Origin of the sequence: Desulfitobacterium hafniense DCB-2, assembly GCF_000021925.1 — a bacterium.
Classification (GTDB): Bacteria; Bacillota; Desulfitobacteriia; order Desulfitobacteriales; family Desulfitobacteriaceae; genus Desulfitobacterium; species Desulfitobacterium hafniense.
On the sequence record NC_011830.1, the window covers coordinates 5,123,009 to 5,146,215 of the forward strand.

The 23,207-nt window shown below is 46.9% G+C and carries 32 protein-coding genes; 21 read left to right on the forward strand and 11 right to left on the reverse strand.

The window, feature by feature from the left end; genetic code table 11:
• Positions 1-2 precede the first annotated feature (2 nt).
• From atpG to DHAF_RS23925, 10 genes are all read right to left on the reverse strand, one after another.
• Complete coding sequence (gene atpG, locus DHAF_RS23880) at positions 3-848, reverse strand: ATP synthase F1 subunit gamma (protein WP_015945468.1); 846 nt, start codon at positions 846-848, stop codon at positions 3-5.
• A 56-nt stretch (positions 849-904) separates the two neighbouring features.
• Complete coding sequence (gene atpA, locus DHAF_RS23885) at positions 905-2,413, reverse strand: F0F1 ATP synthase subunit alpha (protein ID WP_015945469.1); 1,509 nt, start codon at positions 2,411-2,413, stop codon at positions 905-907.
• Positions 2,414-2,456: 43 nt separating this feature from the next.
• Positions 2,457-2,993, reverse strand: coding sequence for a F0F1 ATP synthase subunit delta (locus tag DHAF_RS23890; protein WP_005815471.1), 537 nt, complete (start codon positions 2,991-2,993; stop codon positions 2,457-2,459).
• On the reverse strand, positions 2,987-3,481 hold the full coding sequence (atpF, locus tag DHAF_RS23895) for a F0F1 ATP synthase subunit B (protein WP_011462233.1): 495 nt from the start codon (positions 3,479-3,481) through the stop codon (positions 2,987-2,989). The genes DHAF_RS23890 and atpF overlap by 7 nt, the downstream gene beginning before the upstream one ends.
• Positions 3,482-3,593: 112 nt before the next feature.
• Complete coding sequence (gene atpE, locus DHAF_RS23900) at positions 3,594-3,824, reverse strand: F0F1 ATP synthase subunit C (protein ID WP_005815466.1); 231 nt, start codon at positions 3,822-3,824, stop codon at positions 3,594-3,596.
• Between the two features lie 98 nt (positions 3,825-3,922).
• Complete coding sequence (atpB, locus tag DHAF_RS23905) at positions 3,923-4,660, reverse strand: F0F1 ATP synthase subunit A (RefSeq protein WP_015945470.1); 738 nt, start codon at positions 4,658-4,660, stop codon at positions 3,923-3,925.
• Between the two features lie 11 nt (positions 4,661-4,671).
• A complete protein-coding gene (locus DHAF_RS23910) occupies positions 4,672-5,040 on the reverse strand; it encodes a hypothetical protein (protein WP_015945471.1) in 369 nt (122 codons plus the stop codon).
• Positions 5,015-5,245: an AtpZ/AtpI family protein gene (locus DHAF_RS23915; protein WP_015945472.1), complete on the reverse strand. Its 231-nt coding sequence runs from the start codon at positions 5,243-5,245 to the stop codon at positions 5,015-5,017. The genes DHAF_RS23910 and DHAF_RS23915 overlap by 26 nt, the downstream gene beginning before the upstream one ends.
• Positions 5,246-5,453: 208 nt before the next feature.
• Entirely contained in the window at positions 5,454-5,924 is a 471-nt protein-coding gene (locus tag DHAF_RS23920; RefSeq protein WP_005815457.1) for an ImmA/IrrE family metallo-endopeptidase, read from the reverse strand.
• A 10-nt stretch (positions 5,925-5,934) separates the two neighbouring features.
• Positions 5,935-6,720 carry a helix-turn-helix domain-containing protein gene (locus tag DHAF_RS23925; protein WP_005815455.1) on the reverse strand — a complete coding sequence of 262 codons (786 nt, stop codon included), beginning with the start codon at positions 6,718-6,720 and terminating at the stop codon, positions 5,935-5,937.
• A 343-nt stretch (positions 6,721-7,063) separates the two neighbouring features.
• On the opposite strand from DHAF_RS23925, the gene DHAF_RS23930 reads away from it, so the two are divergent.
• From DHAF_RS23930 to DHAF_RS24025, 21 genes are all read left to right on the forward strand, one after another.
• Positions 7,064-7,288 carry a hypothetical protein gene (locus DHAF_RS23930; protein WP_015945473.1) on the forward strand — a complete coding sequence of 75 codons (225 nt, stop codon included), beginning with the start codon at positions 7,064-7,066 and terminating at the stop codon, positions 7,286-7,288.
• A gap of 14 nt (positions 7,289-7,302) precedes the next feature.
• Complete coding sequence (locus tag DHAF_RS23935) at positions 7,303-7,815, forward strand: phage tail terminator family protein (RefSeq protein ID WP_338009693.1); 513 nt, start codon at positions 7,303-7,305, stop codon at positions 7,813-7,815.
• Positions 7,725-8,795, forward strand: a complete 1,071-nt coding sequence (locus DHAF_RS23940; RefSeq protein ID WP_015945474.1) for a phage tail sheath C-terminal domain-containing protein — start codon at positions 7,725-7,727, stop codon at positions 8,793-8,795. Before DHAF_RS23935 ends, DHAF_RS23940 begins: the two co-directional genes overlap by 91 nt.
• Positions 8,796-9,038: 243 nt before the next feature.
• Positions 9,039-9,962, forward strand: a complete 924-nt coding sequence (locus DHAF_RS23945; RefSeq protein WP_015945475.1) for a zinc-ribbon domain-containing protein — start codon at positions 9,039-9,041, stop codon at positions 9,960-9,962.
• 201 nt (positions 9,963-10,163) lie between these two features.
• Positions 10,164-10,562: a phage tail tube protein gene (locus DHAF_RS23950; RefSeq protein ID WP_015945476.1), complete on the forward strand. Its 399-nt coding sequence runs from the start codon at positions 10,164-10,166 to the stop codon at positions 10,560-10,562.
• A complete protein-coding gene (locus DHAF_RS23955; RefSeq protein WP_015945477.1) occupies positions 10,562-10,930 on the forward strand; it encodes a phage tail assembly chaperone in 369 nt (122 codons plus the stop codon). Before DHAF_RS23950 ends, DHAF_RS23955 begins: the two co-directional genes overlap by 1 nt.
• 197 nt (positions 10,931-11,127) lie before the next feature.
• A complete protein-coding gene (locus tag DHAF_RS23960; protein WP_015945478.1) occupies positions 11,128-13,212 on the forward strand; it encodes a tape measure protein in 2,085 nt (694 codons plus the stop codon).
• Positions 13,213-13,408: 196 nt separating this feature from the next.
• Complete coding sequence (locus tag DHAF_RS23965) at positions 13,409-14,047, forward strand: LysM peptidoglycan-binding domain-containing protein (protein WP_041272030.1); 639 nt, start codon at positions 13,409-13,411, stop codon at positions 14,045-14,047.
• A gap of 9 nt (positions 14,048-14,056) precedes the next feature.
• Complete coding sequence (locus tag DHAF_RS23970; RefSeq protein WP_015945480.1) at positions 14,057-15,064, forward strand: XkdQ/YqbQ family protein; 1,008 nt, start codon at positions 14,057-14,059, stop codon at positions 15,062-15,064.
• Positions 15,065-15,118: 54 nt separating this feature from the next.
• Positions 15,119-15,499 (forward strand): DUF2577 domain-containing protein, encoded by a 381-nt coding sequence (locus tag DHAF_RS23975; protein WP_015945481.1) that lies wholly within the window; start codon positions 15,119-15,121, stop codon positions 15,497-15,499.
• Positions 15,496-15,912, forward strand: a complete 417-nt coding sequence (locus DHAF_RS23980; RefSeq protein WP_015945482.1) for a DUF2634 domain-containing protein — start codon at positions 15,496-15,498, stop codon at positions 15,910-15,912. Before DHAF_RS23975 ends, DHAF_RS23980 begins: the two co-directional genes overlap by 4 nt.
• Positions 15,905-16,945 (forward strand): baseplate J/gp47 family protein, encoded by a 1,041-nt coding sequence (locus DHAF_RS23985; RefSeq protein ID WP_015945483.1) that lies wholly within the window; start codon positions 15,905-15,907, stop codon positions 16,943-16,945. The genes DHAF_RS23980 and DHAF_RS23985 overlap by 8 nt, the downstream gene beginning before the upstream one ends.
• Positions 16,945-17,490, forward strand: a complete 546-nt coding sequence (locus DHAF_RS23990; protein ID WP_015945484.1) for a putative phage tail protein — start codon at positions 16,945-16,947, stop codon at positions 17,488-17,490. Before DHAF_RS23985 ends, DHAF_RS23990 begins: the two co-directional genes overlap by 1 nt.
• Positions 17,490-17,891 carry a hypothetical protein gene (locus DHAF_RS23995; protein WP_015945485.1) on the forward strand — a complete coding sequence of 134 codons (402 nt, stop codon included), beginning with the start codon at positions 17,490-17,492 and terminating at the stop codon, positions 17,889-17,891. Before DHAF_RS23990 ends, DHAF_RS23995 begins: the two co-directional genes overlap by 1 nt.
• 23 nt (positions 17,892-17,914) lie before the next feature.
• Entirely contained in the window at positions 17,915-18,673 is a 759-nt protein-coding gene (locus tag DHAF_RS24000; RefSeq protein ID WP_015945486.1) for a hypothetical protein, read from the forward strand.
• 12 nt (positions 18,674-18,685) lie between these two features.
• The gene (locus DHAF_RS24005; protein ID WP_015945487.1) at positions 18,686-19,639 is read left to right on the forward strand and encodes a hypothetical protein; all 954 of its coding nucleotides are present in this window, start codon (positions 18,686-18,688) and stop codon (positions 19,637-19,639) included.
• Between the two features lie 16 nt (positions 19,640-19,655).
• Complete coding sequence (locus DHAF_RS24010; RefSeq protein ID WP_015943418.1) at positions 19,656-19,928, forward strand: hypothetical protein; 273 nt, start codon at positions 19,656-19,658, stop codon at positions 19,926-19,928.
• Position 19,929: 1 nt separating this feature from the next.
• Complete coding sequence (locus tag DHAF_RS26230; RefSeq protein ID WP_005817277.1) at positions 19,930-20,073, forward strand: hypothetical protein; 144 nt, start codon at positions 19,930-19,932, stop codon at positions 20,071-20,073.
• A 100-nt stretch (positions 20,074-20,173) separates the two neighbouring features.
• The gene (locus DHAF_RS24015) at positions 20,174-20,470 is read left to right on the forward strand and encodes a hypothetical protein (RefSeq protein ID WP_015945488.1); all 297 of its coding nucleotides are present in this window, start codon (positions 20,174-20,176) and stop codon (positions 20,468-20,470) included.
• 2 nt (positions 20,471-20,472) lie between these two features.
• Positions 20,473-21,183: an N-acetylmuramoyl-L-alanine amidase gene (locus DHAF_RS24020; protein ID WP_015945489.1), complete on the forward strand. Its 711-nt coding sequence runs from the start codon at positions 20,473-20,475 to the stop codon at positions 21,181-21,183.
• Between the two features lie 13 nt (positions 21,184-21,196).
• Positions 21,197-21,559: a hypothetical protein gene (locus DHAF_RS24025; protein WP_015945490.1), complete on the forward strand. Its 363-nt coding sequence runs from the start codon at positions 21,197-21,199 to the stop codon at positions 21,557-21,559.
• A gap of 81 nt (positions 21,560-21,640) precedes the next feature.
• On the opposite strand, the gene wecB is transcribed toward DHAF_RS24025, so the two are convergent.
• Complete coding sequence (gene wecB, locus DHAF_RS24030) at positions 21,641-22,831, reverse strand: non-hydrolyzing UDP-N-acetylglucosamine 2-epimerase (protein WP_005815411.1); 1,191 nt, start codon at positions 22,829-22,831, stop codon at positions 21,641-21,643.
• Positions 22,832-23,207 lie beyond the last annotated feature (376 nt).

The following is a 23,207-nucleotide window of genomic DNA, read 5'->3' on the forward strand; positions in this document are numbered from 1 at the left end:
GATTATTCGAGAGCGCTGGCGCCCCCGACAATTTCGGAAATTTCCGTGGTAATCGCCGCTTGGCGAGCACGATTCAACTGCAGGGTCAGCCGCTCGATAGCCTCTTTAGCGTTGTCCGTTGCAGCCCCCATCGCGGTCATCTTTGCTCCCATCTCACTGGCTTTGCCTTCGAGCAAGGTGCGGAATACCTGAGTCTCCACATATTTAGGAAGGAGAGTGGTTAGAATCTCCTCGGCGGAAGGTTCGAAAATATACTCCGTGTTGGACACCTGCTTAGGCTTTTCAATGGGAAGAAGCTTGATCCGGGTGGGACGTTGGGAAATTGCACTGACGAATTCATTATAGAGGAGATAGACTTCATCCAATTCTCCGCTTTCATAAAGACCGATCACTTCTTGAGCAATTTCCTTAGCCTGTCCATAGGATGGGTTATCGCCTAGCCCTACGAATTCGGCAATGGTCTCAATTTTGCCACGACGGTAAAAATCTCGCCCTTTGCGTCCAACGGCAACGAGTCTTACGTCGTGAGTTTCTTCTGCAATACTACTATTGGTCATCCGAATCAGGTTCGTATTATACCCTCCGCAGAGGCCTCGATCCGATGTAATGATGATATAGCCTACCCGCTGCACAGGACGCTCCATAAGGAGAGGATGGGTTACATCCGCTTGATCCTGAGCAAGACGTGCCAGAACTTCCTGTAATTGGCGGGCATAAGGGCGGGCAGCGATGACCTTTTCCTGAGCTTTACGTAATTTGGATGCAGCCACCATTTTCATGGCTTTGGTAATCTGCTGCATATTCCGTACGCCACGAATCCTGCGTCGTATATCACGTGCACTTGCCACCTGGTTCACCTACCCCCTTTATTCGTTATTCCGCATGAAAAACTTTATGGGCAAAATTACCCTAAGAAACCTTCCTTAACCTCAGTGATAGCCTTCTCAATCTCAGCATTCAGCTCATCGTTAAGGGCTTTTTCCGTGCGGATTTTCGCGAGGAGATCAGCTTTAGTGGTGCGCATGGTGCGCAGATATTCTTCTTCAAAGCTCTTGATTTTATCCACCGGGATATCGTCCAAGAAGCCTTTAACCGCTGCATAGAGAACAACGACCTGCTCTTCGACGACCATAGGTTCATATTGTTTTTGCTTGAGAATTTCCATCATGCGCTCTCCGCGGGTGAGGCGCATTTGGGTGATCTTATCCAAGTCGGAGCCAAACTGGGCAAAAGCCGCCAGCTCACGATACTGAGCCAAATCCAAGCGCAATTGTCCGGCCACCTGTTTCATCGCCTTAATCTGTGCGGAGCCGCCAACCCGGGATACGGAAATCCCCACGTTAATGGCCGGACGGAAGCCGGCGTTGAAAAGGTCAGTCTCCAGGAAGATCTGCCCGTCGGTGATGGAAATAACGTTGGTGGGAATGTAAGCCGAAACGTCTCCCGCTTGAGTCTCAATAATGGGAAGGGCGGTCATGGAACCGCTGCCCAAATCCGGGGAGAGTTTGGCAGCCCGTTCAAGCAAACGGGAATGGAGATAGAAGACGTCTCCAGGATAGGCTTCACGGCCGGGAGGACGTTTCAAAAGCAGGGACAGTTCACGGTAAGCGGCCGCTTGTTTGGTCAAATCATCATAGATGATCAGAACATGCTTGCCGTTGTACATGAATTCTTCACCCATGGCGCATCCTGAATAGGGTGCGATATAAAGCATGGGAGCAGGCTCGGAGGCCGTGGCGGAAACCACGATGCTGTAATCCATCGCGCCATGATCTGCCAGGGTTTTTACCACCCCGGCCACTGTGGAAGCTTTTTGTCCTACAGCGACATAGATACAGATAACATCCTTGCCTTTTTGATTGATGATGGTATCCACGGCCACCGCTGTTTTACCGGTTTGCCGGTCACCGATGATCAACTCCCGCTGGCCGCGGCCAATGGGAACAATGGCATCAATGGATTTGAGTCCCGTTTGGAGTGGTTCATGAACGGATTTCCGATAGACGACTCCCGGGGCAATGTTTTCAATGGGACGGAATTTATCGGTTTTGATTTCACCTTTTCCGTCAATAGGCTGACCGAGGGCATTGACGACGCGGCCAATCATGGCTTCTCCTACAGGAACTTCCACAATACGACCGGTCCGCTTGACCTGGTCTCCTTCTCTGATCTCAGTAAATTTACCGAGGATAATGCAGCCAATATTATCTTCCTCAAGGTTCATGGCCATCCCGTAAATGCCGCCGGGGAATTCCAGAAGCTCGCCGGACATAGCCTTTTCCAGACCATGAACCCGGGCAATTCCGTCCCCAACTTGGATTACGGTACCTACATCCACTACCTCCACTGCACTATCATAACGTTCAATTTGCTGTTTGATAATTGAACTTATTTCTTCTGGACGTAAATTCATCTTCGTCTATTCACCCCTATTTTTTGAGGTTCTCTCGACCCTTTTAAGCGTGGCTGAGGCTTTGGCGAATCCTCTGTAATTTAAAGGCCACGGTTCCATCCATCACACGGTCCCCGATCTGAATCATGACACCGCCGATTAACTCCGGACGTACTTCCTTAACCATCCGTACATTCTTTCCGGTCATGCGGGCCAACTCCTGATGCAAACGCTGCTCTTGAGTCTCACTCAGGGGAATTGCACTGGCAACTTTAGCCTCCACAATATTGCGGGCTTCGTCAGCCAGACGTGCAAAGACCCGGGCAATCTCCAGAAGATAGTTTTGCCTTCTGCGATCGATCAGCAGGTTGAGGAAATTTCGCACAGTGACACTTAATTCACCGGCGAAAATCTTGTTCATCAGATCTTTCTTCTCGGAAAGAGAAATGTGCGGATGGTAAAGGACGTGGGCTACCTCAGCATTCTGTTCAACACACTGCACCAGCTCCTGAAGTTCAGCCTCGATACCATCCAAATTTTCCTGGACGGCAAGTTCAAACAAGGCTTGGGCATACCGCTGAGCTATCGCTCCCTTTAACATGGCAATTCCCCTACTTCTTGAATAAATTGCTCAATCATATCTTCCTGGCCTCTGACATCCAGGTTCTTACGAATAATTTTTTCGGCGACAGCCACAGACAAATCGGCGACTTGTGCTTGGACCTGAGCAATGGCCCGATCCCGTTCCCGTTCAATATCAGCCAAAGCCGACTGTTTAATCTTTTCGGCTTCGCCATGGGCAGCGGCGAGAATTTCGGCAGCTCGCTGCTCGCTCAGTTTGGTTGCTTTGGCAATGACTTCCTGAGCTTCTTGACGGGCTTTGCGCATTTCTTCCTGGTATTCGCGCTTTATTTGTTCAGCCTGCAGGCGCTCTTTTTCGGCATTGGCGATGTTAGCCTCAATCTGACTGCGGCGCTCCTCCATCATATTGATGAGGGGATTCCAAGCGAATCGTCTGAGAATATAAACCAAGAGCAAAAAAGATAAGACCTGGACGACCAATGTTAAATCAAAATGTATGGGATTCAATATTTACCCCCCTCTCAAGTCTTGTCCAGCGATGATTTTTTCAAGGGGGAACTTAGTGTTCCCCCTTGTTCTTGACGGGCTGGGACTTAAGATCTCGCCCATGTATTGCAGACTACTTAGTGAACATGAGAAGTAAGGCAAGTACCCAGGTCAGAAGAGGCAAAGCCTCGATCAGACCGACACCGATAAACATGGTGGATTGCAGAGCCCCTTTAGCTTCAGGCTGACGGGCAATACCTTCCACAGTTTTCGTGATGACACTACCATTACCAAGTGAAGCTCCGAGGGCTGCTAATCCAGCAGCAATCCCTGCACCAAGTGCAGCAGCAGCAGATACGTCCACAGAGTTTCCTCCTTTCTTATTTCCCCGATAAAATTTTAAGTATTATTCCTCAGTGCATATTTCAGCACTGAAAATAAACGAAGATTGGATATAACTTCTTAATCCTCAGCCACTGCTTGAGCCACATAGGCTGTGGTCAAGACCGTAAAGACAAAGGATTGGATCGCCCCGATGAAGACGCTGAAGGCCAGCCAGATGGTATCCGGCAAGATTCCGCCTAATACCCAAATACCAGGAAGCATCAGAATGACGGAGATAAGAACCTCCCCGGCATAGATATTCCCAAAAAGACGGAAGGCTAAGGTCATTGGCTTGGACAATAAGTCAATGACGTGAATCAGCGAAAATACCGGATGGGGCTCTAAAAAATGATGAAAATAATGAGAGCCTTTATGTTTTATTCCCATATAGAAAACTAGACCCATAGTCATCAAGGCTAAAGCCATCGTGGTGTTGATGTCGGCGGTTGGCGACATTAAAGCTGCCCCATGGAAGATCTCGTTCAACTTGGCGAACTCCACATTATGCAAAAGACCAAAAGTAAAGTTTGGCACCAAGCCGAACACATTGGATGTAAAGACGAATAAAATCAGAGTAACTAAGTAACCTAGAAGGGGCTTGCCTTTTTCATAGTCCATATTGTCTGAGATGAGCTTGCGAACAAAATCAACCATCCACTCCAGGACATTCTGCATTTTTCCCGGCTTACCGCTGGTCAGATGCCGAACCCCAGAGAGTACAAAAACTATGATAATTGCCATAACTATCCAAGTCATGATCAGGGTTTTGCCATGGAGTGTCATGCCCCCGATTTCCCACAATATCGTTTCATGCATTGTCTATCAATTCACCCCTTTCCACTGCTTAAAATGTTCTTTATGCTTGCCATGAGAGAAATTGCCAGGCCCAGGGCTATACCCAAAGCCAAAGGAAACAGCCAGGCCGCTTGGAAACGGCCCACTGCAACAACCACCAAAGTTACCATGCCTAAACGCGCAAAAAAACTCCGACGCATGCGTTTAATCGCGATAACCACTTCGTCATCCACGCTGCGCAGAGTATCCCTATGTAACCAAAAAGTAAGCAAAAAACCTAGTACATAGCCCGGGAGCGCACCTAAGAGATTGGAATTGCCTGTCACTGCCACTCCCATAAGAATGAAAGAGGTTCCTACCAGCAGGAGGATTAAATTATTTTTTGTCATCCATAACGCCAAACTTTCTCAGTGTAACAACCAAATAACATCCTCCCAATCCTAAACCTAAAATCATCAAGAGAAGTGAAAGCCAAGGCTGAGTGCCGAATCTTTGATCAAGAAAACGCCCCAGCACAAATCCTCCCCCGACCAGTCCGGCCAGAGTGGTCGCAATACTTGTCCCGAAAGCCATCGCCTTAAGTACGGTCATGCGATTGTCGCCCATTTTACTTCCCTTCTGATCCACCGAATGTTTCGAAGAATTGGAAATAGTAAAAATTTATGCCTGGTATAAATAATAACGCCGTTTTCTAAATATTTATTTTTTCCTCTTCCCTATCATAACAATTTTTTATGCTTATCGCAATAAGCGAGTTCGAAATAAGCAATTAATAAATCACAGGAAACCGATTGAAAAAAATAATGGTGAATGACTACCTTTCATCAAATAGCTCTATAACCTCCAGCGGCTCAAAGCAAATCAGATAATTTGCCAACTCAACGCGCGGACCGTACTTTTCCTTGTAATAAGCTAAAGCATCTTCCAGGAAGCCTTCCGTCACGTCCATATATTCAGCAAATTCATATCTGCTCCTGATCCCCTCTCTGGAAGCCCCCACAAAGCTTTGAAGGGGAATTAATTTTTCATAGGCCATACGTCTGGCCAATCGCTCCTGCTTCCGATTCCTCACTTTATGCTGATCCAGAATATCTCCCACTGAAGTAAGATAGTGGGCCTGCTCCTCAGCAAGGGTACAGGCTTTTTCCCGTTCTGTCTCGATGTTACGGTTAAGCCAGATTATTTTATCGCAATATAAGCCTTTGATTTTGGGCAGCAGAGAGACTTCATAAACGCCAACTTCCTGTTGAGCCAGCTCAGCGCAAAGGGTTTCGTACAAAGTCATATCTTCACCTCTATTTATCCCGCTTTTTAGAGCGCACAAATTCCTTGAACCTCTCGATTTCCGCTAATTCCTCGTCGGTCCACTCTTCCCCGTCGTGATGAGCGGCTATGGTTTCCGGTTCGTAGCTGCCGGTCAAAGGGTCTTGTTCTTCTACACTTTCGGCGGCTAAGTGTCTCGTGGGTCTGTCAATGAATTCGGACAGAGTGTACTCGTTCGAAACTTCTCCATTAACATCGTCGGGACCTTCTTTGTAGAAGATCTTACTCTCTTCATCCTCAATGGTGAGTTTGGGGATAGACCAGTAATCAAGATAGAAAGTAATACTTTGCCCCCAGAGGACAAACACAACCGGAGCATTCTCCCTGAAATCGGGGGGTAAGATCAGCTCCCAAACCACAAAAAGGCTTAGGTCGTAATATTCAACATCGGTAAACGCTTCTTTTTTGAGCAGGCTTTCTATGTATTTTCTTGTACTGTCTTTGAACCAAAAACCTGAATCAATATTAATCCTGGCTGCATCCCAGATAAGCTTCTTATTTTGAGGACTATCAAGGGCTGCTTTCATTCCGGCAACACGAATCGAGCATCCCGCTTCTTTGGCATTAGTGAAGGGAGAGATTCCCAACAAATAATCCGTGGATACCTTAAAGAAATCGGCCACTTTCTGAAGGTTGTCTGCCGTCGGAAAGCTTTTGGTCCATTTGTATAGGGCGCCCCGCCCAAAGCCAAGCTCTCTTTCCAGCTGAGTTAAGGTTATCTTGTGAGTCTTACATAAACTCTGAATCTTTTCTAACAAAAAAGAGCACCTCCAGAAAAATATTTACGTAAAATATTCAGATCTGATATTGACTTACGTTTTATTTTCAGATATTATGGTCCCAACAGCTTGGGTTATTGAAAAGTCCGGTCGCTCAACCAACTTTTGCGTTTGTATTATGCTCTAATATTAGAATATTTTCAGACGCATGTCAATGTCTAAGCTCTTTTTAACAGTCCTTGTTCTTTGGCAACTTCATATGGACCGTTGAGTACAGACGAATAGCTCCGGCGAAGTCGGCATGACGCCGGCCAAGGGGCCCAAGGTAGAGAAAGACGGCTGAATAATATTTCAGAGATCAAAAAAGGAGGCGAGACAAGGTGTGAGCGTGAATGAGAAAGAATTTGCCGCTTTCACAAATGACCTATATCAGTTACACAGGGAATTGCCCCAAGCTCACCATAAGCTTCTTAAAGATCTGGAGAAGCTGACGGAAGAAGCAAGCAAATACACCTCCCCAATCATTATCGAAGCCAAAGCGCTCCGTTTAGCTCAAAAATTTGCGGAGAATATAGGAAAACGCATTGAGGGGGGATCAACATTTTAAATAACATTCAACTTATGACTGGAATCCGGCAACTTTTGACGGAGAATTACCCTGACCATACGATTTACGTGGATCTGCCCCCTGAGCCCTTGGCGCACCCCAGCTTCATGATTGAACTTGTGACGGCGAACCGTTCCCCGGTGAGCTGCAGAACCGTCCAAGAGACAGTCTATTTTACTATTACCTGCTTTGATATCACGGATGATGAGCCTGGCAATATAACCAATCTCTTATTGACCCAGCAAGGTGTACTTGATCTTTTTCGTGCTGGGCATCTAACCATTCAAGACAGAAAAATCTCTGTCACGGCCAGCCCAGGAGGCCACAACGCTGATCAAGCCTATGTGGATCTGCAGTTTGAATATTTTGAAGATCGTTCAGATGGGCAAGATATCACGCCATTAATGAAAGAGGTCTATACGAGGAGGAATAAACATTGGGACTCCCAAATATCAATATTGAATTTAAGACAACTGCTGCTGCAGCTATTAAACGTTCGCAAAAGGGAACCGTTGCCATTATTTTAAAGGACGCTGCTACGACCGCTCAAGGGGCGCATGTACTGACCAATGTGACCCAGATCCCCGCAGCTCTGGGAACACTGAATAAGGATTATATCAGTCGCACGTTTTTGGGCTATGTGCACCCGCCGCGCAAGGTGGTTGTCTATGTACTGCCTGATACGGCTGAGAACCTTGCCACCGCTTTAAGCTATTTAGCTACGCAGACTTTCGATTATGTCGTCGGTCCCCTGGACTGTGATGCTGCCGAAGCGACAGAGATTGCCTCATGGGTAGCCGCTCAACGTGCCAATGGATTGACACCTAAAACCGTGCTGCCCCACAAGGCTGAAGATAGTGAAGCAGTTGTAAACTTCACAACTTCCGGCATTCAAGTGGGAACAGCTACTTATGACGCCTCGGGCTACTGCTCCCGGATTGCCGGGCTGATTGCCGGTACTCCCCTGACCATCAGCTGCACTTATGCTCCACTGCCTGAGGTTACCGATGTGGCCAGGCTGGCCAAAGCGGACATGGATACAGCAATTGACCGTGGTGAGTTTATTATTTTCCACGATAGTGAGAAAGTTAAAGTCGGGCGGGGAGTGAATAGCCTGCAAACGTCTAACCCTGACAAAGGCGAAATATTTAAGAAGATCAAGATTGTGGAAGCTGTGGATATGATCCGCAACGATATTAAGATGACCGCTCAGGATAACTATATCGGCAAATATGCCAATAGCTACGATAACAAATGCCTGCTGATCACAGCGATCAGCGGCTATTTCGCTCAATTGGAGCTGGACGGAATCCTGCAGCCAGGAACCAGCTCGGTAGGTATCGATACCGAAGCTCAGGAGGCTTATTTGCAGGCCGCGGGCGTGGATACCTCCGCTCTGTCCGAACAGGAGATCAAAGAGGCCAACACCGGAGATAAGGTCTATCTCAAAGCCAGCATTAAGATCCTGGATGCTATTGAGGATATCGATCTGGATATTGTGATTTAAGGAGGAATGGACAAATGGATAGTGCGAAAAGAGTAATGTCTGGTACATGGGGTGAAACTTTGCCCTCCTGATTAGTAATAATCAGGTAATAAAGCGGGAGAATTCAGAGAAAACCTAAGGTATAGCAACAAAAGTATGGTATTATAAACATATAGGAATCGCGAATCCCATTGAACAAGAAGGTTTTCCGAGCCTTCTTCCTACAATTTAATTATCGAACGCACTTTCGGAGGTGCTGTTTCAATGTCAAAAAAGAAAAATGTAGCAGAGTTGTGTGCCTATTTCCATCTTGAAGGGTACGAATTACTCTCTGCGGATTACATCAATGCGCATACTAAGCTCGACATTAAATGCAATAAAGGGCATATCTATCAAGCCACATGGAATTCATTCCAAAGGGGGAGAAGATGCTTTATTTGCGCGCACCAGCATATCGGTAGATGTAATGCTAACTCGCACAGGGAGTTTGTTAACCGGTTAAAAGATAAAACAAACGGTGCCTGTGTGGCTTTAAGCGACTATGTAAACAACAGTAAAAAGGTGCTATTTAGGAATATAAACTGCGGACATACTTTTGAAGCTTCACCAAAACACGTTTTAGCTGGTCATACCTGTCCGATATGTGGATATGGCCGAATTGGAGACCTAAGGAAAAAGACCCACGAGCAATATGTTGAAGAGGTTAAATCCTTGGTCGAAGATGAATATAAGGTCTTGGGGAAATATAAAGGTGATGCCGTGCACATTGAGTTTGAACATGTCTTTTGTGGTCGAGAATTTAGTATGCGAGCTGGCAACTTTCTGCAAGGAGTAAGATGCCCACACTGCGCTGAATCAAAAGGTGAAAAAAGAATTTATGACTTTTTAGTCGAACATAGTTATAACTTTGTAAGAGAATATCGAGATGAACGTTGCAAACATAAAAGTTATTTACCTTTTGACTTCGCCGTATTCAATGATAAGGGAGAACTGAAACTGTTAATAGAATACGATGGAGAATTGCATTATAAAGTTGGAAGATGGGTCAATGCCCAAGAAAAACTTGCATCAATTAAAAGAAGTGAGAAAATAAAGGACGAATTCTGCTCTCGTTACGGCATTGCATTATTAAGAATACCATACACTCAAATTGATGAGATTAATTTGATTCTAAGGAGTGCTTTATGAGCACTTCTTTTGTTATGCTATGGCAACTCTGAGCCGAGTCAGGCGAAGCCCGAAAGTAGCCTGGAAGGTGCAACGACTAATGGGTGAGGAAGGCAACCAATAAACCCAACACGAGTACCCGCCACCCTTAAGGGGTGAAGATATAGTCTGAACTATGTGGAAACATATAGAACTGTGGGATAAAACAGCCCGCAGGATAACATGTTGGAAGTTTGGCTGGATAACGCCTATGTGGGCGAATGCTATGGTATGCAGGCTAAAGTAAGCTTTAATAAAGAAGATGTGCAAATTTGCGGTCGGATGGCTACGGATAAGAAAGTCTCCAGTATCAGCTGCACAGGCTCCTTGCGGATGCACAAGGTCTCCAGCCGGATGGCTAACGCTATTGGCGCCTCGATCCGCAACGGCAAAGATTTGCGTTTTGTGGTGATCTCCAAGCTGAATGATCCGGATGCCTATGGCGCTGAGCGGGTTGTACTGAAAAATGTAAGCTTCGACGATCTGACTCTGGCCGATTGGGAAGTAGCCACCAACGGAAAGATCGAGGCTCCCTTTACCTTTACGGATTATGAACTTCTTGACGCTGTGGAGGCGAGATAATGGATACCTTAGAGCTGTTGCTTAAAGGGGAGCGGCCCAATATGCCGGAGAAAGAGATTAAGTTAAAGCGGTTGAGCAAAGCCTGCGGCGGGGATATCATCTTCCGGTTACGGGCCCTCAGCTTCAACCGGGTGGCTGAGATTAAAAACAGTCATGCCGGCGGCGATATGGAAGTTCACATTCTCTTGGCCGGTGTGATCTCCCCCGATCTGAAGTCCGAGGATCTTAAGCAAAAATATAATGCGGTTACGCCCTTGGAAATGATCAAAACCATGCTTCTTCCAGGCGAAATCGAGGATATTTCCCGGGAAATCGAGAAACTGAGCGGCTATCGGGTTACTACGGTAGAAGAGGTTAAAAAAAAATAGAGTCAGATCCTGAGATCCAGCTTATGTATTATTTATTTATCGAGAAGAACATAACACCAGGCTCTTATTACAACCTGCCTCCAGGAGAAAAGGTGATGATAAGAGCCTTCTTTGAAAAACACATGGAACAACGGTCAGAGAAATAAATTTATTGTACCATTTTCCCATCTACGTAAAGCAATAGGGGGATACCAAATATGTCTCGTGATATTAGTATAAACATTTCGGCTCAGGATAACTATACTCAGGCGATTACCACGATACGCAATGCTAACCAGTCCTTTAGTAAGGATCTTACGGGTCTTTCGTCTAAACTGGATGCTTTAAATAAAACAAAAATCAGTCTTAAGGTCGACATGGACAAGGCACAACAAACGTTACAAAAAGCAGAAAAGCAGTTTGCCTCAACCGGAGATGCTTTTGATAAGATGTTTATGGAATTAAGCAATGCGAATTATGAGAATGTCAGAAGAAACTTCGATTTAGTCTCAGATAGTGCTCATCAAGCGGAGAAAGATATCCTTAGCTTGACCGGAGCAATAAGCAAAAGCGAACACCGGGCAGGGGCCGGATGGAGCACCGGCAAAAGTTTGCTGGGCGAGCTGGCAACAGCAGGGGCGGGAAAGCTTTTGGAAGATACCGTGACACAAATTGCGAATGCGCATGTCACCAGCGCATATGGCTCAGATGCAGGTACTATGTTTCAAAATGCGCTGAGTGGAGTGATTTCAGGCGCGGCGATAGGATCAGCGGTTGGTCCCCCGGTTATTGGAACAGTCGTCGGAATAGCTGCAGGTTTAGGATTAGGTCTGATAAATGGTACAACATCCATCAATAACAAAAAGGACGATGCCTTTAAAGATTATGTGCAGGAACAGTATAATACCATCAAGCAATCCCAGGAAGATACACTGGCCCATGGAATAAGCATTGCAGGAAACCGCGAACAAAAACAGCTATCCTTTGGAACCCTCTTAGGCAGTGATGCGGCTGCTAAGGATTTCCTGGCGGAGATGGCGGGCTTTGCCGTAGCCACACCCTTTGACTATGATCAGCTCGCCACTATAAGCAAGACGATGATCGAGAACGGCTATAAGCAAGACGAATTATTTGAGGAACTTACCAAAATCGGAGATGCCGGAACGGCTTTGGGTATGAGCAGTGAGGACATGAACTACGTAGCCGCCAGTTTGGGGCGTCTGAGGTCCAGCGAGCAAACCACACAGGCGCTCCTGAATCCCTTGCTTGAAAGACGTATCCCGGTTTGGGAATCCCTCGCCAAGGCATTCAGTGTAACCGAAACTGTAACCGAAGCTGAGGTACAGGAAATGGTCTCCACAGGGAAAATCTCCGGTGTCGAGGCCGCTAAAGCAATCGCCGATTATATGGGCGCAGAGTATGCCGGGAATATGGACAAACTGAATCAAAGCTACCAAGGACTTACGAGTAACTTAGAGAATGCCCGAGATAATATGGATGCATCCATGGGGGAGGGGTTTGCAGAGGAACGCAAAAAAGGTTTACAAGCCCAGACGGATTACTTTGAGGGGGAGAGTGGTGAGAAATTAAAAGAAGCTAACCGCATGATTGGGGAGTGGCGGGCGTCATTAGAAAATCTATCTGAACAATATGAAAGAGATGCTGTAACTGCAGTTATGACAGGTAATATTAGCTCTATTTTTAGCGACGACGTTAAAAACAGGCTTATGGGCTTGTATGAAGAATACACCGAATATGCCTCAAGCAACTCTGAAGAAGCCGGAGCTAAGATGGGAGGGCTGCTTGCCGAAGCCCAGGCAATAGCACAGGATGAGTATAACGCCAGCGATGGGGCGCAATTAATGATAGATTCGAATAAAAAGCTTGTAGGCAGAATCAGAAACGATGCGGCCTTAAGAGATGAATATCATAATGCCGGGTATGAGATGGGGTTAGTTTTTTCAATGGGGGCCGCATCGGCAATTGCCGAAAACTCAGTGGTGAAGTTGGATAGCCTTACCGATGAAGAGAAGGAATTATACAAGCAATACGGCGGATCAATGAGAGGGGGACGCAAGCAAGCCTATGGCCTAAGCTATGTGCCTTACAATAATTTCCCGGCGCTGCTCCACGAAGGGGAGCGGGTTCTGACCGCCAGCGAGGCACGGGCCTTAAAAGGTTCCGGGTCAAGCACTATAAGCATCACCGGCAACAGCTTCATTATCAGGGAGGAGGCGGATATCGGCAAAGTAGCCCGTGAGCTGGCCAGGAACCTGACGAGGGCCTCAGCACTGGCCATTTGATTTTTAGATACTTTTCTTATTCCAAATTCCCAAACGTTTGGGAATTTCACCAATCCTACTGAGAGAAATTACCTTGAGTCCGCATAAACATACACCATAGTCTATGCCACTTTTCAGGAACAGGTGAATGTCCTTATCCTACAAGCGCTCTACAATGGGGGTGCTTTTTTTCTACCCCAAAAAGGAGGCGAATTGTTTGCGAAAATTCATCTTCAAGGATGGAAACCGGGAACTCCTGCTTCCCGTTACGCCCCCGTCCTTTACGATTACCCATGGTATAAAGATAGAGACCATCCATATTCATACTCTTGGTGATGTTAATATAGCGGGCTATGGGACCCTTGCCGCCATCAAAATAGACTGTCTCTTCCCTGCCCAGCCCTACCCCTTTGCCCTTACCGATGAGAATCCTTATACCTATGTGAAGACCTTTCAAAAATTCTGCGATAAACGCAAAGTGATTCGCTTTGTTATCCCGGACACCCCCGTCAATCTCCCTGTTTTAGTTGAGTCCATTGCTTACTCAGAGCGGGACGGGACCCATGATGTTTACGCTACCCTTACTCTGCGCGAATACCGGCAATTAAATGCCGTAAAAGTTGAGCAAAGCGGAACTGAGAACCAACCCCGACCTGCCGCCGCAGCCATCGACAAGCCCACAGCGTATACAGTCGAAAGCGGAGATACTCTGAGCTCCATCTGCCGAAAGCTTTATGGGGACGCCAATCTCTATCCCAAAGTGGCTGACGCTAATGGCCTAACAAATCCGCATTTGATATTTCCCGAACAAATACTCAGCATGCCGGATAAAAGCCAATTGGTATCGGGGAGGTGACCAGTCAGAGTGGTTAAACTGCTTTTGAAAAACACGGAGGGAACATTCGATATAAGCCAGCTGGTCCCCCAGATAACGTGGTCCGGAGACTATCAGCAATGTGCCAGAACCTTGGATTTCAGTCTCTTGTCCTCTCCTCTTGACAAGCATATACCCGAGCTCCAATGCGAGCTGGGCCATTCTATCCTGCTCATACAGGACAACAACACATTATTCGAAGGCTATATATTTGAGCGCACCAAGAATACAGGAAGCAGTACTATTGATATTACCTGCTTTGACCGGGGAATCTATCTCAAACGCAACAAAATCTCATATAAATTCACAAATCAAGCTCCGGAGGCGATTGCCAAAAGGATCTGTGCCGATTTTGACATCGAAATCGGGGAAATCATTGATACAGGAGTTAAAATCAGCCGTAATTTCCTTGGTTCGACACTGTATGATATCATCCAAACTGCCTACACCCTGGCCTCTTACCAGACCAAGAAGAAATACTACCTGGTCTTTAAAGGGCCAAAGCTTTATGTCCTGGAAAAAAAGGTTACCGATGAGACTCAGGTGATTGAGGGCGGCTCCAATCTCATAGAGGCCAGCACCTCAGAAAGTATAAGGAGCCTGATCAACCAAATTGCGATCTACGATAAAGATGACAATTTGATCCGCCGTGTCAAAAATGATGAATCCATTGGGCTGTACGGATTGCTGCAAGACTATATCCGGCAGTCAGATGATGAGAATGCCGGAAAGAGAGCTCAGGACATGCTGGATGACAATGGCCTGCAACAGAAGATTACCATCAATAATCTCGGCAATGCGGCCAATGTCTCCGGGGGCACCGTAGTGGTCCGGGAACCCTACACCGGGCTTTACGGACTGTTTTACATTGATAGTGACACTCATACCTGGAAGAATGGTCTTTATCTCAACAAGCTGGTTATCAATTTTAAGAACATCATGGACGAAAAGGAAGTGGGCACATTGCCGAACCAAAGCGGCGAAAAGGCAGCCGGTTGAAGACCTTCATTCAATTCTGGGTCTTGAGTGCAGCGAAAGGAATGACACTTAACTATGGAAGATAACCCTTACACTAGACTTTTGGAGACTATGCGCGGTGAAGCTAAAGAACAACTGCCCACATCTTATCGCTTAGGGAAAGTCGTTAACGTTAATCCCCTTAAAGTAAGTACATCAGGCATCATTTTGTCCGGGGACGATCTGCTGATCAATGGGGGAATTGCGCGGCGTACTGAAGCCCTATCCATGTCGGAACTATCCGGAAATCTTACCGGAACTTTTCATGGTGATACAGGGAATCTGGCGGTCAGTGGCGGCAGTATGTCGGCTACCGCCGGCATAGAGGGCAGTTTGGCTGAAGGCGACACTGTCCTGCTGATCTCTCTTGAGGATAATCAAAAATTTATCGTACTCTGCAAGGTGGTGAGCCTATGAGCCTTTTCCCGATGATTCAGCCGGGGGCGGCAAGGGTTGAAACAGCGTTACCCCTCTGCCGGGAAGTGGACTGGGACTTTGAACTGGATATACCGATCTATAAAAACGGCTCACCCTCTTTTGTCACCGGGGCACGGGCCGTTTTGGTTTGGGCATGGAACGCTCTCCATACCCCCAGGTACCGGCATGAGATCTACACTTGGAATTATGGCAACGAAGTGGAGCAGTTGATTGGCCAGCCTTTTACGGATGACCTCAAGCGTTCTGAGGTAACCCGATTTGTAAGGGAATGCCTGTTAATCAATCCATATATTACAGATGTAGCCGATATAACAGTTAATTTTGCCAATGAAACAGTAAAGGTTAGCTGCAGAATAATCACAGTTTATGGGGAGGTGAATCTCAATGTTTGAAACGATTACTCCTGAAAGTATCAAAGAAAATATCCTAAATGAACTTGCGCTGGTAGATGTCCGGGAAGGAAGCTATACGAATAATCTTGTCAGCCCGACTGCTTTAGCAATCTGGAAGCTTTACGACAGCTTGAATGCTCTTATTCCCATGGTCTATGTGGATGAGACCTCCGGAGTATATATTGACAAAAAGGCTGCCCATTATGGGATCACCAGAAAATCCGGTACAAAGGCTACCGCAGTGCTGCACTTCACAGGAGTTGACGGTAAGGTGGTTCCTAAAGGGACGGTTTTTCTAACAGGTGACGGCCTGGAATTTGTGACTGAGTCGGCGGTTACGATCACCGCCGGAGCAGCCCGCACCACAGCCATAGCGGCTGAAGCAGGCGAAGCCTACAATGTTCCCGGCGGCAGCATTACTCAGCAGATTGTCAGTATCTCGGGACTTACCGGCGTAACCAATGATGCTGCTGTCGGGGGCACAGACCCGGAAAGCGATAAAAGCCTGGTCGAAAGGCTCTATGCCTATCTTCGCAAGCCGGCAACCAGCGGCAATGTTTACCATTATGAACAATGGGCTTTGGCTGTTGATGGTGTGGGAGGGGTAAAGGTAGCTCCCCTCTGGAATGGACCGGGCACGGTTAAGGTCCTGATCGTAAGCCCTGCTAAAGCTCCTGTGGATCAAGAGGTTGTGACCCGTTGCGCTGACCATATCCAACAGAATAGGCCCATTGGAGCGGCGGTGACAGTAGAAAGCGCCTCGGCACTTATGATTAACGTAGAGGCAACAATTACTATTGAAAGTACAACCACCAAGTCCGCGGTGAAGGAAGCTTTCGCGAACAGCTTGAACGCTTATTTGCAGAGCATTGCTTTTGAAAAGTACGAATTGATTTACAATCGCCTTGCTTTTATGCTCCTGGATATCGAAGGTGTCATTGACTATGAGGATCTAACCGTCAATGGCGGAACATCAAATATTACCATCGCCGCTAATGAGGTCCCTGTAGCAGGAATGGTGGTGATCAGTTAATGGCGGAGCTGATTGAGTTATTGCCGGCCAATTACAAGAACAGTCAGGAAGTCGTGGAACTGCAGGAGGCTTTGGGAAATCACATCGCGGCTGCAACGGCGGCTAAAGCCGATGTGTTTAAGCAGCTGGATGTCAACACAGCTACCTGGGGACTAAGCTACTGGGAGCAGGCCTATGGAATTAAAACAGATATCTTAAAATCTTATGATTACCGCAGAACCAGACTATTAAGCAAGATGCGCGGCCAAGGTTCAACGACAAACGCGATGATTAAAAATGCTGCGGAAAGCTTCAGCAATGGGGAAGTAGAAATTGCCGAAGATAACGCCAATTATCAATTTACTGTGAAATTTATAGGGGCCAAAGGAATACCACCCAATCTGGACGATCTTAAAGATGCAGTTGAGGAGATAAAACCGGCTCATCTGAAAGCCATCTATGAATTTACTTATCTGGTGTGGTATGAACTTGATGCAAAAAACTGGACTTGGGATCAGTTGGATGCTCAAGATCTTACCTGGAATGAATTGGAGGTGCTTAGCTGATGCCAGAACAATCAGCACGATTAGGAATACCCTTACCCTTGGGAAACGAAAATGTTTCAAGGCAAGCCATCAGAGAAATGCTTCAGGCTGTGGATGAGCATGCGGAAACTATCCCCGGAGCTCAAGCCAAAGCCGATGCGGCGGAGGCTGCTGCCAAGTCCTACGCGGATAGTGCCGCAGGCTCTGCAGCCGGAGCCGTGGCGAGCGCACTTGCTGCGCATAAGGCGGAAAGTATATATTTGCAAGAAGAGGAACCATCAGCAGCGAACCATAAAACACTGTGGTTCGCAATAGGATCTGAAGCAAATTTTGATGGCGGTGGAGTAAATATTGCAAATGCTCAAACCAGCACTACTCCACCGGAAATCGATGGTTATTGGTTTGAGCCTATTAAAAGTTAATAAAGGAAGAGGTGGACAATACCATGGCTGATATAAACGTCCAAATCAAACAAAGAAACGGAGAAATTTGGGATAATCTCTACCCGAAGACAAAAGCTGAGAACGTAACTGAGTCCGCGGCTAAAAGGTTTGTGTCAGATACTGAAAAAGCATCATGGAATGGTAAGCAAACTGCTCTGGGTTTTACGCCGGAAAATGTGAGTAAAAAAGGAACGGCTAACGGGTATGCTGAACTCGATGCAAGCGGCAAAGTGCCTGCATCGCAGTTGCCATCCTATGTAGACGATGTTTTAGAATACACAAATCAGGCCGCATTTCCCTCGACCGGCGAAACTGGGAAAATCTACATCGCAATAGATACGAATAAAACCTATCGCTGGGGTGGTACTGGTTATGTTGAAATAAGTGCTTCACTGGCCTTGGGTGAAACTTCAAGTACAGCCTATCGCGGTGATCGTGGAAAAACAGCTTACGATCATAGCCAATCCGCCCACGCTCCAGCTAATGCTCAGAAAAATAGTGACATCATCAAAGCCGAGATTGAGGCCAAACTTACAGGAGTGATATCTTCACACTCACACGCGTCAGGTACACCCTCTGCCCACGGAGCAACACATATCACGGGTGGTGCCGACGTAATTCCGGGTGCCATAGCAGGCGGTAATGCCGGTCTGATGAGCGGTGTGGATAAATCAAAACTTGATGCGTTACCCAGAGTGATAGTAAACGCCAATGAGCCAAGTAGTCCCGCTGCTGGCGATTTATGGTATGCAATTGTATAGGGAGGGCTAAAGATGACAACATACAATACAGTTATAAAGAAGCGCAATGCAACGAACAATGGCTGGGATTCCGTTTTGCCTATTACCACTGCCGAGAATGTATTGGTTAACGCCGAAGGTGATACTCTTGCTACGCATTTGGCGGATAAAGTGCAACATATACCATATGCTGTAGCCACAGGCGCGGCAAATGCCTATGCAGTAACATTAAACCCTGCTCCTACATCATATGTGGATGGTATGGCTATTTCAGTAAAAATAAACGTGACTAACACAGGGTCATCTACTTTAAACATCAATGGATTAGGGGCAAAAAATATACTTAAAGCTGATTTGAACTTAATTACATCTGGAAAATTGAAAGCTGGCGGTATTTATACTTTTAGATATAATGCCGAAGGACCGGTTTTCATCTTACAGGGTGAAGGGGGTGAATACGGAACAGCAGGAGCAGGGCAAGTATTGGCTGGGTATACGGTAGGAACAGAAGGCGGGTTGGTAAACGGTTCTATACCAAATTTCACAGATAATACTCAGTGGGCAACAGGAGCTACCGGTGTATATGTTGAAAATGAGATTTGGCTTAGACCGCCTGCTGGATACTATGATGGGTCTGTTGCTTATGTTCGTGTCTATGACCCGAATTGGGCAGCTGCAAATATCTTGGCTGGTAAAAGCATTTTGGGGTTGGCTGGAACAGCTATAAATGGGGCGGGGATGAAAAAGGTAGCTACTGGAACTGTAGCAGCAACAGGCAACGATCAGACAATAAGCGGCTTAGACTTTACCCCTCACTGGATACTTATGCGCGATGTGGGTAATAACTCGAAAGTATACTGGATTTCATTTGCCCAAGGAGTAAATGCAACCTATATAAACACAGGCAATATTTTAAGCGTAGGAAATGGTTACTTCGTTTTTAACTCGTATAATGCAAAAACCATGAATTGGATTGCAATTGAATAATATCGAGGTGTTAAATATGGAATATGGTAAAAGAATTATCTTTGACCCGAGCAATGGCAGGGTTTTGAATTACTGCTTGGAGGAAATGTCTGGTAATCTCCAAGAAGGATTAAGGCCAGAATCTATTGATTTTATAGATTTACCTTATGGAGACACTACTTTAAGGGACGTAGACGCATATCATGTTGATGTCCAAACTAGGACAGTAGTTGTTGACTCTTACAGAGAGCACACGCTGACATACGAAGAGCTACAACAACAATTGTTAATTGCACAGGGGGTAATTTAACATGGTTGAGTTATATGTGAAGTGGCTTGCAGACTGGATTAAGAACGGAGCAGTCAATATTCAGACTGGTCTGCCTTTTGTTTTAACTGACATTAAAATTCCTGAGTATCGGGAAGCTGCAGAAGAGTTGCTTACTGCGCAATAGCCCTATTTTACGCAATACCACAACGCCAACACAGGGCGTATTTTTTATCCCCAAATCCAAGGCTTGGCTCTTCCACTCAAGAAAAGGCAGGTGATCACCTTTGGACTTTACACTCATCACTGCCCTCCTTGGGGTATCGGCTGCTTTGTCCGGAATCATCTTAGGCTGGTCGGCAAGAGCTAAGGAAGCAGAGAAGGACGTCAGAAAAGATGCCGAGGTCGACACCGCCCTCCGCACAGATATGGAGTATCTTAAGCGCGGAGTAGATGATATCCGACTTGAACAGCGTACCCACGGGCAGCGCGTAGATGCCATGGGTGAACGCCTTACCCGGGTTGAAGAATCATCAAAACAAGCTCACAAGCGGATTGACCGCATCGAGCAGAAAGAAGAGTAATCATGCCGCAAATAGAATGGGTAGGTACCCCCAACTTTAGGTATGGCCGCAACGGTCTCCAGCCCTTGGCCATTGTCAATCATATCACCGCCGGCTATTATCCGGGCTGTTTAGACTGGATGCAGCGTTCTGGCTCCCAGGCAAGTGCACATTATTTGGTTTTGAGAAACGGCCGCATACTGCAGCTGGTCAAAGATGAAAACACAGCCTGGCATGCAGGCATAGTGAACAAACCCGATTGGAGCCTGTATGATGGAACAAATCCCAACTACTATACCATCGGCATTGAACACGAAGGAATGCCTGGAGATGAGCTGACAGAAGCTCAGTATCAGGCCACCCTATGGCTCCACAAGCAGCTCATCACCAAGTACCCAGCGATCACCATTGATAGCCGGCATATCATTGGCCACTATAGAATTGACAGTATCAACAGACCAAACTGCCCAGGGGCTAAGTTTCCCTGGGCAGAGTTATTTGCTGATTTGAAAGGAGAGCATGACGTGGATCACCTCGTAATCTATGCCGATGGAGATGTCGGAGCTGCGCTTTTGCTCAGCTTTAAGCTGAAATGCCCGATGGTCCATAAAGCCTTTGCAGAGAATATCCAGGCCAAGCATAAGCACTGGGTTGGAGTGCAGGGAACAAACGGCAACAGAAATTACTACTATGCCGGAAGTGACCGGATAGAGACTGCGAAATTAGGATTGTAAGGAGAGATCGGCCATGGAAACCGCATTAGGTTATATCCAGAACTTTTGGGGGCTGCTGCTTGTTGTGGCAGTCTTTATTATTTATCTGATCAGCCAGGGAAGGACCAAGGCGGGGAAGATTGTGCTCTCGCTGATGCTGAGACTGGAGAAGCAGGCTGAGGAGTATGCGCTGCAGACCGGGGAAGAGAAATTCGGTTTCGTGGTGGAAAAAGGGTATCAGCTTTTGCCCAAATATGTGCGATTAGTCTTTAGCTATAACATGTTCGTTGAACTGGCAAGCAGACTCTACGATGAAGCAAAGAACTATTTATCAAGCCTGGAGGAAAAGGCCCTCGCCGCACCAGTTAAGGAAAGCGAGAAGGCCACACCCGAATAACACAGCCCACAACAAGCTTCAACAGTCTCTAACATCCTCTGATACTCTCTGACACTCTCTGGCCGTCTTTTCCCAAGCCCTCTATGCTTGAAGAAAATCTTCAGTAATCTTCGCGATCCGGCTTGCCGCCCGGCCGTCACCATAGGGGTTAACCGCATGAGCCATCTGTTCATAAGCTTCCTGATTACCCAGGAGGCGGCTCAGTTCCTGAAGAACTTTTTCATAGCTTGTTCCCACTAAAGATACGGTCCCGGCCTCCACCGCTTCGGGCCGCTCGGTGGTATCCCGAACCACCAGCACGGGGATTCCCAGGGAAGGGGCTTCTTCCTGAATTCCTCCGGAATCGGTCAGAATGATATTGGCTTGAGCCTGAAGGTTGACAAAGGGTTCATAGTCCAGAGGCTCAATCATATGGACCCGGGGATTATGACCCAGAACTTCATTGACTACTTGGCGGACAGAGGGGTTCTTATGCACAGGGAACACCACATAAGTATCCGGATAATGCTCCAAAACCTCTGCTAAAGCCCGATAGATCTGCCGCATAGGCTCACCGAGGTTTTCCCGGCGATGAGTGGTGACAAGAATCATGCGCTGTCCTGCACTCTGACCCAATATTTCCCTTAAGGCGGCATCAGAGAAGGTATAATCCTTTTTTACAGTGGTCAGCAAGGCGTCGATCACTGTATTGCCTGTGACATATATTTTCTCTTCCGGGACCCCTTCAGCCAATAAATTTCTTTTCGATGTTTCCGTAGGCGAAAAATGCAAATCCGTTAAAACTCCAGCCAGTTTGCGGTTCATTTCCTCCGGGAAAGGAGAATATTTATGGCCTGTGCGCAACCCCGCTTCCACATGACCTACGGGAATTTGAGCATAAAAGGCTGCTAAAGCCGCCACAAAGGTGGTTGTGGTATCTCCGTGGACCAGAACCAGATCAGGCCTGGCTTGTTCCAGCACATCCTTCAGTCCTTGGAGGGCGCGGGTTGTAATGTCCGTTAAAGTCTGTCCCGCCTGCATAAGATTCAAGTCATAATCCGGCTTAATCTGAAACAGCTCCAACACCTGATCCAGCATTTCCCGATGCTGGGCAGTCACAGCAATCTCACAGTGCAGAGACGTTCTTTTCAGCGCTTGAACAACGGGAGCCATCTTAATCGCTTCAGGCCGTGTCCCGAAGACTACCATAACCTTTTTACCTTCCACTTGAATACGCTCCTTTGCCATTAATGTATCTTTCTTTATATCTGGGTCTTGTAGCTTTGCAGACAACGTACCTTCGGACGTGAGATCCTGAAACCCTCCACCGGAGGCTTTCTAACATCAGATCTCACGTACTCAATAGCTCCAGAGCTAGGTCAGATAACTGCCTAGCATCCGTACCGCTTAAACTCGAAAACCAGCCCAAGGATTTTGTTTTACACAAGGGAAGCGACTTTAAGCGAGCGGAAACAAAACTTCGCGAAAAGCACGCAGCGGAGAAAGGTTGGAAACAGGACGTTTCCAACCCGCCATTGAGCAGGAGCGATTTGGCGGGGTACCTTTCGGAGCGGAGGACTTGAGCGGTAGTTTTGTCCGCGCAGCTTATGAAGCGACCGGTGTAAAACAAAATCCTGGAGAATCAGCTTTCAGATCCTTTCAATAATAT

What these genes read in the sequence shown, in the direction of transcription:
- DHAF_RS23980 (WP_015945482.1), top strand. Translation starts at nt 15,496, where the DNA reads ATGAGCCTTTTCCCGATGATTCAGCCGGGGGCGGCAAGGGTTGAAACA.
- DHAF_RS23935 (WP_338009693.1), top strand. Translation starts at nt 7,303, where the DNA reads ATGACTGGAATCCGGCAACTTTTGACGGAGAATTACCCTGACCATACG.
- DHAF_RS23950 (WP_015945476.1), top strand. Translation starts at nt 10,164, where the DNA reads ATGTTGGAAGTTTGGCTGGATAACGCCTATGTGGGCGAATGCTATGGT.
- atpA (WP_015945469.1), bottom strand. Translation starts at nt 2,413, where the DNA reads ATGAATTTACGTCCAGAAGAAATAAGTTCAATTATCAAACAGCAAATT.
- DHAF_RS24025 (WP_015945490.1), top strand. Translation starts at nt 21,197, where the DNA reads ATGGAAACCGCATTAGGTTATATCCAGAACTTTTGGGGGCTGCTGCTT.
- DHAF_RS23915 (WP_015945472.1), bottom strand. Translation starts at nt 5,245, where the DNA reads ATGGGCGACAATCGCATGACCGTACTTAAGGCGATGGCTTTCGGGACA.
- DHAF_RS23990 (WP_015945484.1), top strand. Translation starts at nt 16,945, where the DNA reads ATGGCGGAGCTGATTGAGTTATTGCCGGCCAATTACAAGAACAGTCAG.
- DHAF_RS23960 (WP_015945478.1), top strand. Translation starts at nt 11,128, where the DNA reads ATGTCTCGTGATATTAGTATAAACATTTCGGCTCAGGATAACTATACT.
- DHAF_RS24000 (WP_015945486.1), top strand. Translation starts at nt 17,915, where the DNA reads ATGGCTGATATAAACGTCCAAATCAAACAAAGAAACGGAGAAATTTGG.
- DHAF_RS26230 (WP_005817277.1), top strand. Translation starts at nt 19,930, where the DNA reads ATGGTTGAGTTATATGTGAAGTGGCTTGCAGACTGGATTAAGAACGGA.
- DHAF_RS24020 (WP_015945489.1), top strand. Translation starts at nt 20,473, where the DNA reads ATGCCGCAAATAGAATGGGTAGGTACCCCCAACTTTAGGTATGGCCGC.
- DHAF_RS23945 (WP_015945475.1), top strand. Translation starts at nt 9,039, where the DNA reads ATGTCAAAAAAGAAAAATGTAGCAGAGTTGTGTGCCTATTTCCATCTT.
- DHAF_RS23995 (WP_015945485.1), top strand. Translation starts at nt 17,490, where the DNA reads ATGCCAGAACAATCAGCACGATTAGGAATACCCTTACCCTTGGGAAAC.
- DHAF_RS23920 (WP_005815457.1), bottom strand. Translation starts at nt 5,924, where the DNA reads ATGACTTTGTACGAAACCCTTTGCGCTGAGCTGGCTCAACAGGAAGTT.
- DHAF_RS24010 (WP_015943418.1), top strand. Translation starts at nt 19,656, where the DNA reads ATGGAATATGGTAAAAGAATTATCTTTGACCCGAGCAATGGCAGGGTT.
- DHAF_RS23985 (WP_015945483.1), top strand. Translation starts at nt 15,905, where the DNA reads ATGTTTGAAACGATTACTCCTGAAAGTATCAAAGAAAATATCCTAAAT.
- DHAF_RS23955 (WP_015945477.1), top strand. Translation starts at nt 10,562, where the DNA reads ATGGATACCTTAGAGCTGTTGCTTAAAGGGGAGCGGCCCAATATGCCG.
- DHAF_RS24005 (WP_015945487.1), top strand. Translation starts at nt 18,686, where the DNA reads ATGACAACATACAATACAGTTATAAAGAAGCGCAATGCAACGAACAAT.
- DHAF_RS23975 (WP_015945481.1), top strand. Translation starts at nt 15,119, where the DNA reads ATGGAAGATAACCCTTACACTAGACTTTTGGAGACTATGCGCGGTGAA.
- DHAF_RS23890 (WP_005815471.1), bottom strand. Translation starts at nt 2,993, where the DNA reads ATGTTAAAGGGAGCGATAGCTCAGCGGTATGCCCAAGCCTTGTTTGAA.
- atpB (WP_015945470.1), bottom strand. Translation starts at nt 4,660, where the DNA reads ATGCATGAAACGATATTGTGGGAAATCGGGGGCATGACACTCCATGGC.